Source organism: Aeromonas sp. 1HA1 (assembly GCF_029237385.1).
GTDB classification, from domain to species: Bacteria; Pseudomonadota; Gammaproteobacteria; order Enterobacterales; family Aeromonadaceae; genus Aeromonas; species Aeromonas popoffii.
In genome coordinates this window covers 1-10,065 of the sequence record NZ_JAACGC010000101.1, presented here as the reverse complement: position 1 = coordinate 10,065, position 10,065 = coordinate 1, and the positions used below count along the sequence as shown (strand labels likewise).

6 protein-coding genes and 4 pseudogenes are annotated in these 10,065 nt (G+C 53.2%); 3 read left to right on the top strand and 7 right to left on the bottom strand.

What is annotated here, in order from left to right; all coding sequences use genetic code 11:
• Positions 1 to 8: 8 nt before the first annotated feature.
• From GWQ22_RS19865 to hcp1, 5 genes are all read right to left on the bottom strand, one after another.
• A complete protein-coding gene (locus GWQ22_RS19865; protein ID WP_275931404.1) occupies positions 9 to 410 on the bottom strand; it encodes a transposase in 402 nt (133 codons plus the stop codon).
• Positions 411 to 464: 54 nt separating this feature from the next.
• Complete coding sequence (locus tag GWQ22_RS19860) at positions 465 to 1,334, bottom strand: hypothetical protein (RefSeq protein ID WP_275931403.1); 870 nt, start codon at positions 1,332 to 1,334, stop codon at positions 465 to 467.
• Positions 1,331 to 2,059, bottom strand: a complete 729-nt coding sequence (locus GWQ22_RS19855; protein ID WP_275931402.1) for a DUF4123 domain-containing protein — start codon at positions 2,057 to 2,059, stop codon at positions 1,331 to 1,333. The genes GWQ22_RS19860 and GWQ22_RS19855 overlap by 4 nt, the downstream gene beginning before the upstream one ends.
• Positions 2,049 to 4,094, bottom strand: a complete 2,046-nt coding sequence (tssI, locus tag GWQ22_RS19850; protein ID WP_275931401.1) for a type VI secretion system tip protein TssI/VgrG — start codon at positions 4,092 to 4,094, stop codon at positions 2,049 to 2,051. Before tssI ends, GWQ22_RS19855 begins: the two co-directional genes overlap by 11 nt.
• 287 nt (positions 4,095 to 4,381) lie before the next feature.
• Positions 4,382 to 4,900 carry a type VI secretion system effector Hcp1 gene (hcp1, locus tag GWQ22_RS19845; protein WP_010634822.1) on the bottom strand — a complete coding sequence of 173 codons (519 nt, stop codon included), beginning with the start codon at positions 4,898 to 4,900 and terminating at the stop codon, positions 4,382 to 4,384.
• Positions 4,901 to 5,278: 378 nt separating this feature from the next.
• On the opposite strand from hcp1, the pseudogene GWQ22_RS19840 reads away from it, so the two are divergent.
• The 3 genes and pseudogenes from GWQ22_RS19840 to GWQ22_RS19825 all read left to right on the top strand — a co-directional run.
• Positions 5,279 to 5,724, top strand: a pseudogene (locus GWQ22_RS19840) (transposase); the annotation flags it as partial.
• Between the two features lie 323 nt (positions 5,725 to 6,047).
• Positions 6,048 to 8,741, top strand: a complete 2,694-nt coding sequence (locus tag GWQ22_RS19835; protein ID WP_275931400.1) for a cation-transporting P-type ATPase — start codon at positions 6,048 to 6,050, stop codon at positions 8,739 to 8,741.
• Positions 8,742 to 9,030: 289 nt separating this feature from the next.
• Positions 9,031 to 9,272 (top strand): annotated as a pseudogene (locus tag GWQ22_RS19825) (IS481 family transposase); the annotation flags it as partial.
• Positions 9,273 to 9,373: 101 nt separating this feature from the next.
• Here the strand turns inward: GWQ22_RS19825 and GWQ22_RS19820 are convergent.
• Positions 9,374 to 9,688 (bottom strand): annotated as a pseudogene (locus tag GWQ22_RS19820) (ISAs1 family transposase); the annotation flags it as partial.
• 42 nt (positions 9,689 to 9,730) lie between these two features.
• Positions 9,731 to 9,940 (bottom strand): annotated as a pseudogene (locus GWQ22_RS19815) (transposase domain-containing protein); the annotation flags it as partial.
• Between the last annotated feature and the right edge of the window lie 125 nt (positions 9,941 to 10,065).

The window sequence follows — 10,065 nt, the reverse complement described above, 5'->3', positions numbered from 1 at the left end:
AGGATTGATCATACGCGCAGGGTCTCCAGGATCATTCGTAATGCATTGGTATCGACGGTGCCATCAATGACGACCATTGCCCGCCCCAGTCGTATCTCGATGGTGCCTGATGGTGTCGGTTCAGAGGCTGTATCTGGCGTGAGCGTTTCGGGCTGCGGGATCGGCGGCAAGAAGAGCTCCGTGGATGAAGGGGGCAACACCAGTTCGATGGGATATAACGCAGGGGCTTCGGCTTTGGCATCACGTCGCCATTTGAACAAGAGGTTGGCATTGACCCCGTGCTCCTGTGCGAGTTTTGAGACGGAGACGCCGGGTTGGTTGGCGGCATCGACAAGTCGCTGTTTGAATTCTCGCGAGTAATTGGCTCTGCCTTTACGGCTGCTATTGGTATGGCTATTGGTGTACACCATCTTTGGTTCCCACTACTTTTTAGTGGGAACTACTTTGTCCACAACTGCCTCCATTCACCAGACGGTAGTGGCCGGACGCTTACCCTGAGACCCAAACTCGGTCTGCTGATCCGGCGGCAGCATCTTGACCCAGCTCACCAGCGCGTAGGCATAGAGATAGAGCAGCGCTTCATCCTGGAGCACCAGCATGGCGGCTTCCATCTGGGATGCCCCCGCCTGAGCCATGGCTGCGGCATCGACGCCGAGCTCGGCCAGCTTCTTGGCATTGCCCACCGGATCGGCCAGCAGGTTGTAGATGGTTTTAAGATCGTCCCACACCCCGACCAGCGCCTTGCCAACACCACTGGCAGCCGCCAACGCATGACTGCCAACCCCGGCCCCCGTGGCGTTATAACGGCCCCACGCAGCTTTGTGCTCGCTGTTCCACTCCTTGGTCAGCCAGGCCTCCAGATCCTGTTGCACCGGTACATAGGAGGCAAATAAGGCATCAAGATCACTCTTCTTCACATTGGGATAGAAGGTGACCTGATAGGACTGGCCCGGAGTCAGCTTACCGACTTCGGCAATCCCCTTGGCATCCAGAGTTCCCTCATCCACGACCCCCTCACTGACAAAACGTCCACGAACCATCTTGCCCGCTTCCACCTTGTAAGGGGTGTTACCGATGGGAATGAAGCGCACGGATTCAAACAGATGGACCAGCCGCAAGGTGCCGCTCAACGGGCACTGCGTCACCACGGATTGCGCCTTCTTGCTGCTTGATGAGGCTTTTATCGTCTTGTCACCAACCTTGATGGTCTGCTCCATGTCCATACCGAGCATGTCGCCCAGAAAGAAACTCTCGGCATCCTTGCGGTACTCAGTCAGGGTATTACGATAATCGGCGATCACCTGGGTGAAGACGGCCTGGCCGGCATTACTCATGCTTGAACCTCGTTGAGCAGCGCCGCTTCCAGCGCTGGAAATAGATCGATATCAGGGGATGGACTACGGGAAATGAAACGGGCGATTTTGCACCTGAGATTGGCTTCGGGAAAAGACCAGTAAAGCTGGCCATTCTGATCTGCCAACTGTTGCATCAGGTTGTTGATAAGGGGACCTGTATCTTGCCCGGCCAACGCGGCTGCGATAGCGGGAGGAAGTTCCCACCAAGGAAACGGACGTGCAGCACAAGGCTCCGATGGTCCCCATGAAAATGCATTGCCCTGGCACCACATCGCATCCAGCTCAGGCAACAGCGTCGTCATGCCATCACCAAGCTGTGTGGCGATGGCAGACATATACACACCATCCCAATAGCGAAAGAACACGGCGTCCCCCTGATGCCAGACCTGGGTCAGCCCCTGAAAATGGCCATAGAGGGTGCCAATAGGTTGCGCTGTCGCCAGAATAAATCCCCAATCGCGAGCATCGGTCGTCTCTGCCCATTCGATAAAAGGACTCTCCTTGTCCAGCGCGACCAGATAGGGCATCACGGGGAGCCAGTCGTGATAGGGGGTACCGAGATAGAGTCCGCGCGGTGTATGACGGCCATCAAGCTGGTAGTAGTGCTGCAAGGGCGCCGCATCGCTGGCCCCTGCCAGTACGGCATAGAGTGGGCTAGTTTGCTCAGCCACCCACTCTGCAAGCGACATAGCCTCAGATTTCACAGCCGCCCTCCTTGCACTTCTCACACTCCTCACAGAAAGGTGCGGCACTCTTCATGGTCGCAAGCTGGGCAGGACTGAGCGGCACTTTGGGCATGGGGGGAACACTCACCCCCAAGGGGCCCAGGGGGGATTTTCCGGCCCATCCTGACCCCGAACCGGCACTGCCACCCGAGTTCATCTTGATCGTCGGGCCGACCATAGTGACGCCACCGCCATCGACCTTGATAAAGCAGCCGCCGACCTTGACGGTAATTTCAGATCCCGCCTCCAACACCACCTTGGCACCGGCCTTGACGTGTACTTCCTGTCCCGCCTGGGTCAGCCAGCTATCTCCCAGTTTCTGGTGCATGGAGGCATCGACGGTGAGGGAATAGTCCGCCTTGATGTGGTCGCGCTTCTCGCCTTCCACCGTCAGGTGGTCGTTGGCCTTGATGCGGGTAACCCGCTCATTATCGATGCTGGTGTGCTGGTCATGCTTGATGTGCCAAGCAGCGTCGTTCTCTATGAGTACGTTCAGGTCTTTCTGACCATGGATATAAATCTCTTCCTGCCCCGCCTGGTCTTCAAAACGCAGCTCGTTGAAGCCTTCACCCTGATGAGTTTCGGTGCGCAGCACGGTGCGAGTCTTGTTGGCTGGCAGCTCGTAAGGGGGGCGATTGGTGGCATGGAAGGTGCGGCCGGTGACGATGGGCTGGTCGGGGTCCCCTTCCAGGAAACTCACGATGACTTCGTGGCCGATACGCGGGATGGCCATCATGCCATATTGACCGCCCGCCCAGCCCTGACTCACCCGCACCCAGCAGGAGCTCTGGTCGTTGGAGCTGCCATATCTGTCCCACGGGAACTGCAGTTTTACCCGGCCATGCTCGTCGCAGTAAATCTCCTCCCCCTCCGGGCCCACCACTATCGCGATTTGCGGGCCATCCACCATGGGCTTGTGGGGTGCCTCGGGGCTGCCGATGCGGGCGCGCCAAGTGGTGCTCGCTTTGACCACGCCAAATTCGTTGTGGTAGACGGTCGGGCCACTGCCCCCTTCCTCCTCCAGCGCCTGCGGCTGCAAGCCGGTGTGGCGGATATGGACGATTTGCCAGTCGGTGTTGAGGCTGCCGTTCGGATGCTCGGTGAGTGAAAATGTCTGGCCCGGCAGCAGGGCTGCGCTGTTGGACTTGCCACTGCCGCTGACCGCGTCATTGCGCAAGGCATCAAGGCGGTGCTGGGCAAACGCCTTGCCACTGCAGTCCTGCTTGTAGCGGCCCGGATAGTCAAAATGCTGGTAAGTGTCGCGCTGGTGCTCGAGCTCAGCCCCCATTTTCTTCTGGGAGAGGCCATAAGCCGGGGTTTTAAAGCTGTAGTCCTTGAGCTCTACATCCGAGGGGCGCACCGATTCGCGGTAGTGGAACTGGCGAACATAGGCGCCCTGTTCCAGCGAACGGTTGCCGAGGTTAAAGAAGAGCTCGGGGCCAGCTGTTAATGCCGCCGCATCGTCGGCAAACACGATACGATGTTTGCCTGCTTCGAATTCATGGAAATAGAACAGCCCCTCTTCGGCTGCCAAACGGTTCAAGAAGTCGAGGTCGGTCTCGCGGTATTGCGCGCAGTATTCCCTTTGGGCGTGCTCGTTTTTCAGCGCAAAGGCGTAGTCGGTGATGCCGTGCTCTTGCAGCAAAATGGAGAGGATTTCGTCAGGCTTTTGCGCCTGGAAGATGCGGGAGTTTTGGCGAAGACCCAATCGCCACAGGGCCGGTTTGACTTGCAGCTGATAGCGGGTACGGCGAAAGCCGCTGTCCCCTTGCGCAAAGTCGCTCACTACCCCGCACACCCGGCGTTGCAACTCACAGTTGTACCACACCAGCAGCTCACAGGGCTGGTCCAGCACGGCGCCAACGTCGACGTCAGGCTCAGGGCTCGCCAATTCCAAGCGCAACTGGAAAGGCACGTTCAGCGCCTCTTCCAGCGCAAACTCGGCCACCACAAAGGTGGTCTCGGGCAAGGCCCCTACCTTGACGGTAAATTGTAATCCTGTGCTGTCTGCCATCGGTGAGCGCCCCTGAGATGTCATGCGGCCCCGCACAATCGGGAGCCATTCAAACTGTGTGAGAGATCCGTCATCGCCCCGGCGTTTCTGACACCATGGCTACCGCACGCCCTTGACGGCGTGCGGCAAGACGTGAACTCGTCTTTTTTCTTGTGCCCGCTTGCGCAGAGCAAACAGGCATAAGAAAAAATCGCCGGGATGGAAAAGTGAATAGCAAGCGGCAGGAGATCCCCGTCAAACAGGCAGATGGCAAAAAGGGCACCGCAAGCAGTGCCCTTGTGTACCCGTTACGCTTCGATCGGGGCGCGCCAGTCGTCAGCACCAGAGGTACCGGCAACGGTGTGCTCCCAGTCAATCTTGCGGTAGGCCAGAGAGACCTGGATAAGCTGGGTGAAGTCGGATTTCGCCGGGTCTTGGCAATGCGGCATCTGGCAGTCGATGTCAACGATGGTGGCATCGGTCAGCACGGTAGAGAAGAAGTGCTCCTGCTTGCCCTCAACAGAGGTGCGGTACCACTTCAGGGTCACTTTCGGCAGCATTTCGCCGGAGGCCAGGGAGTTGTACATCAGCGGCACGGCTTTGTTCAGCGCAACAGTGAACTTGAACGGCTTGTGGACACGCTGACCTGCAGGCTGACCGGATTGCGGGTCAGTCGGCACGGTGACAACGTGCTGGAACTCTTGTACCAGCATCTCGTCTTCGTGACCTTGTACGAAGATGTTACCGACGGAGTCGGAGGTGAAGGCACCAGCGGTGATGTTGCCCTGGGTTTTACCTTCGATGCTGATATAACATGGAGTTGGCATGTGTATGCTCCTAAAATAGGTGGGTTAAATGAGCTAGCACTCGACCAAACCCTTAGCAGTGACCGTGCCAAAAAAAATTCACATATAAAACATATACTTAATGTTACGCCGTGTGTCACCCCCATCTGCAGACGCGCAATTAGTTGCTCAATCAGAGCATGCAACTGCAAAAAGTTGCGCTTTTGGCATTTATAGCCAAATGTGGCGCAACTTATTGCTCAAGGCAGAGCTTAAATCTAAAAAATGCCGCTCTTTTCTGAATTACCCCTAGTTCCCTAGACACCTTACAGCCGAGTGGTTTCCCAAATCGATGCAGCTGAATGGAACTAACTGAGGGCGCGGTGATCTGATCACCACCATTCCCTTCAAGTCTGCATCATGGGCAAGTCGCTTCACCCCATCACCAACTGGCCTCAAGACAACAAGCCGCTGATTGACCGTGGCTCTCTCACCTTCTGGGTAGATGCAGATGCCGTTGATGCAGATGCCATAGATAACTGGTTTCACCAAGACCATCACGGGCGACGAGGCCGCAGCCAGCTCTATACTGACCAGACAATCTCTACATTCTTGATGCTCAAGGGGATTTTCAGCCTCACTCTGCGAGCGACTCAGGGGCGACTCGACTCCTTGTTCGCGTTGATGAATGTGCCGCTGTGTGCGCCGGATTATAGCGGTTCAGCAAGCGGGCCAGCACGGTGAAGGTGGCCTATCGGCAGCCCTCCAGGGGGCGCATCACCGATCTGGTTATCGATTCGACTGATCTAAAGGTGTTTGGCGACGGCGCGTGGCAAGTCAGAAAACACGCCGCTGAAAAGCGCCGGGGGTAACGGTCACTTGGGACTGGGGAAGCTGCATTCTTACGGCTGATTTGGGAAACAACGCCGATCAGGTCTAATCGCTATGTTTTCAGTTAGTTCCATTCAAACCGTATCGATTTGGGAAACAGCGCCGATTAGCTCATAAACGAAGCCTTTTTCATGTCTATTTCAATTAGTTGCTGCTAAAGTTATTGTGTATGAGCCATGACTTGGCAATATTGGCTTGGACGAATTAACCGAAATGCTTTTGAGAAGGGCTAACTTGGCTTTATATGAAACTGTAACATATTATTAGGCTGCCTCAGTGTTAATTTTAAGGTGAATTTATGATTGAAAAAGATGAGTTGCTAAAACCTTATTCCCTTGATGTTGCTAGTACGCTAACAGCGTTGAACGCTACCGAAAATGGCTTGGAAAGTAATGAAGCACAACGGCGACTAAAGTTATATGGCCCAAATAAGCTCCCAGAGCCGGAGGGCAAGTCAGCTTTTGTTCGCTTCATTAGCCACTTCAAAGATATGCTGGTCTATGTCCTCCTTGCCGCAGCAATCGCAACCGCATTTCTAGGACACTGGGTTGATACTTGGGTAATTGTCGGGGTCGTCGTCCTTAACGCGATTGTCAGTTTCGTACAGGAAGGGAAAGCAGAGACTGCCTTAGCCGGGATCCGCAATATGCTCTCTTCCCGTGCTCAGGTGCTACGAGATCATAAATGGGATGAAATTAATGCTGATGAGTTGGTGGTTGGCGACATTGTAAGATTGAAATCTGGCGATAGAGTCCCTGCTGATCTCCGCTTAATGGAAGCCACAGGGCTGCGGATAGAAGAGTCGGCACTGACTGGTGAATCGGTACCCGCAGATAAGGGGACTGCGGCGATGGCCACCGACTCTCCGCTTGGTGATCGCACCTGTATGGCCTATTCAGGCTCAATGGTTTCTGCTGGACGCGGTGTTGGAGTTGTTACGGCAATAGGTGCTTTAACTGAGATTGGTCAAATCAGTCGAATGATCACTGAAGTCGAGACTCTGGATACTCCGTTAACAAAACAGATGGATCGTTTTAGTAAATCCTTGGCATGGGTTGTCCTATCCATGCTGGCGCTAATGCTGATTATTGGTGTGCTGTTCCATGGCCAAGGGATAGCAGAGGTTTTTATGGCTGCAATTGGCTTTGCGGTGGCAGCCATTCCAGAAGGTCTACCCACTATTCTGACCATTACCCTTGCTATAGGTGTTCAGCGTATGGCTCGGCGTAATGCCATCACCCGTAAACTAACCGCTGTCGAAACGCTTGGTGCAATTACCGTTATCTGTTCAGACAAAACCGGTACTTTGACGCGCAATGAAATGACTGCACAGAAAGTGCTCACCCGGTGTGGACAATATGATGTGAGTGGGGATGGATACCAACCGATAGGCGATATAACTATCGCTGATAAGAAAGTAGTTATATCCAATGCCCCATGTTTATCTGCACTGCTAGAAGTGGTGTCTGTTGCCAATGATACACATGTGATAATGGAGAACGATGAGTGGCGAATCGTAGGTGAACCAACTGAGGCTGCTCTGCGTGTTCTTGGCAATAAAGCATCTTTTGATGCTACTGGCTACGTTCGCCTGGCCGCTATTCCATTTGAATCATCAAACAAATTTATGGCAACATTAAACGATACGCCGTCTGGTGAACGGAAAATTCTCTTGAAAGGGGCACCGGACCGTCTAATCGAACGCTGTAAAACAGAGCTGAATGCAAATGGAGCAACTGAGGTGATCAACGCCTCATACTGGCATCAGCAAGTTGAAATGTTGGGACGCCAAGGGTTGCGTGTCCTCGCTGCCGCAACATGTGTGGTGCCTTCCAGTAAAAGTACATTAGAGTTGAGTGACCTTGAACAAGAAATGGTTTTTGTCGGTTTGATCGGTATTGTTGATCCACCGAGGCCTGAAGCAATAGCTGCCATCTCAGAATGCCATAAAGCCGGGATTCGGGTAAAAATGATTACTGGAGACCATGCAGATACCGCTAAGGCAATAGGTATTGAGATGGGCATTGGTAATGCCGAGACGATAAAGGTGGTGACTGGTGATCAGCTTGAGGTCGCAAGTGACGAGGAGTTACAACAACTGGTGGGCAGTTGTGATATCTTTGCCAGAACCAGCCCAGAGCATAAGCTTCGCCTTGTAATGGCTCTGCAAGCTCGGGGGGAGGTTGTTGCCATGACGGGGGATGGCGTGAATGATGCTCCAGCGCTAAAGCGCGCCGACGTGGGTATCGCTATGGGCATTAAGGGAACTGAAGCCACAAAAGATGCCGCCGATATAGTACTCGCCGATGATAACTTCTCTTCTATTGAAAAAGCGATTGAAGAAGGAAGAACCATTTACGATAACATTCAAAAATCCTTGCTTTTTATTCTGCCAACCAATGGTGCGCAAGGTTTTGTAATGCTCTTTTCAGTTCTGCTTGGATTGACACTTCCTTTGACTCCTGTGCAGATTTTATGGGTGAATATGGTAGTAGCAGTCACTCTGGCACTTGCACTGGCATTTGAGCCCAGTGAGCCTAATTTGATGAGTCGCCCTCCACGTAAACCAGGAACATCAATTATAAGTGCGCCTTTCCTGTTGCGTGTGGCTATAGTATCTACGCTGATCGGCGTTTTAACTATGAGTCTATTTGCATTTGAACTGGCCTCTGGATCATCCGATGCTATCGCTAAAACCATGGCACTCAATGCTCTCGTATTGGCACAAACGTTCTATCTGTTTAATAGTCGGTATATCGAAGTTTCCAGCCTAAGCCTTACTCGACTCCTTAGCAATAAGGTTGCTTGGTTAATGGTTGGTACTTTACTATTACTGCAACTCGCCTATGTCTATTTACCGATGATGAACAGATGGTTTGGCAGCACCCCATTAAGCATGACTCAATGGGGTATTTGTATCCTTTTCGGCTTCATTGTTTTCCTCATCGTTGAACTTGAAAAGTACATATTTAGAAAATCCAAAAAGGCGTAATGTAGTACTACGATAATAGAAGGGGCGATCAAGTTGGTCGCCCTTTCTGGTATACCGGCCGTCGCCACCTATTGGTACAATAACTGGGGAAGGTGCGAACAAGTCTTTGGTGTGAGATCATATCCCTACTTGATATCAGGGATGAGGTTCAGCATGAGTCACCAACTTACTTTCGCGGATAGCGAGTTCCATGCTAAACGCCGCAAAACCCGCAAAGAGATATTCTTGACCCGCATGGACGGTCACCTGTAATGGAGTGGACAGTTACACAGAATTATTTACAGGCTCCCGTCATTACCAGACCTATGGCGCCGAGGGCTTGCTCGACAAATTGCCCGTCTGTAAAGGGGCTCATCCCAACCGGGTTGCGCCCGAGATTGAGCAGGCTATCCTCGATTACTCCCTCACCAGACCAACCCATGGCCGCTGCGGGTCGCCCAAGAACTGGCTCTGCAAGGCATCAATGTCAGTGCGGGTGGTGTGCGTGGTGTGTGGCAACGTCACGACTTGCTCTCCAAACACGACCGTTTGTTTGTTCAAGAAGGGTCTGAAATTGATACCGAAGAAAGTGCGCACTAAAGTAGCGTAAACAAGACACCGGTTTGAGGCAGGGCGAGAGCGTGAACATATTGTTAAAATTCACCCAATTTGTTGAGGCCAGCATTGAGTACCTTTTCCAGGTATTCACTGCTCATTCCTGCAATCTTTTGCTTCCGTCTGATGCTCGCTTTGCGTGAAGTTTCAGCCCTGAGCATGTTCAGCCCCATGTGCCGGATGCACGCAAGGATCTCTGCGGCATCACCGCGATAAATTGGGCAATCGTCCTCGCCCATCGTGACGTCCAGCACCCAGTGCAGGCTATTTTCGATGGCCCAGTGCCCACGCACCGATCGTGCAAACTCATCCCGCGTCAGTGCTTTGGAACTGATGTAATAACGCTGTTCAATAGGTAAGCGTCCAGCGAAGGCCGTATTGACAGGGGCGACAGGTTATTCAGCAGGTAGAGCAACACGCCAAGGCAGCAGTTCACTGACCCGGTTCACCGGCCAGTCTGCGATCACATTCAGTACATGCCGCAGGTAATGCTCCGGATCTACCCCGTTCAACCGGCAGGTGCCGAGCAAGCTGTACAACAAGGCTCCCCGTTCACCACCATGATCAGAGCCAAAAAACAGGAAGTTCTTTCGCCCCAAGCTCAGAGTTATGGTCATTTCTGGTGTACGGAGGGATAGAAGAGGTGGCGTATCCTGCTGATTGATTCCCGCGAAGAATCTCAATCAACAGAGGTGATACGCCATGACTAATTCTACCCTCAGAGCCCTGC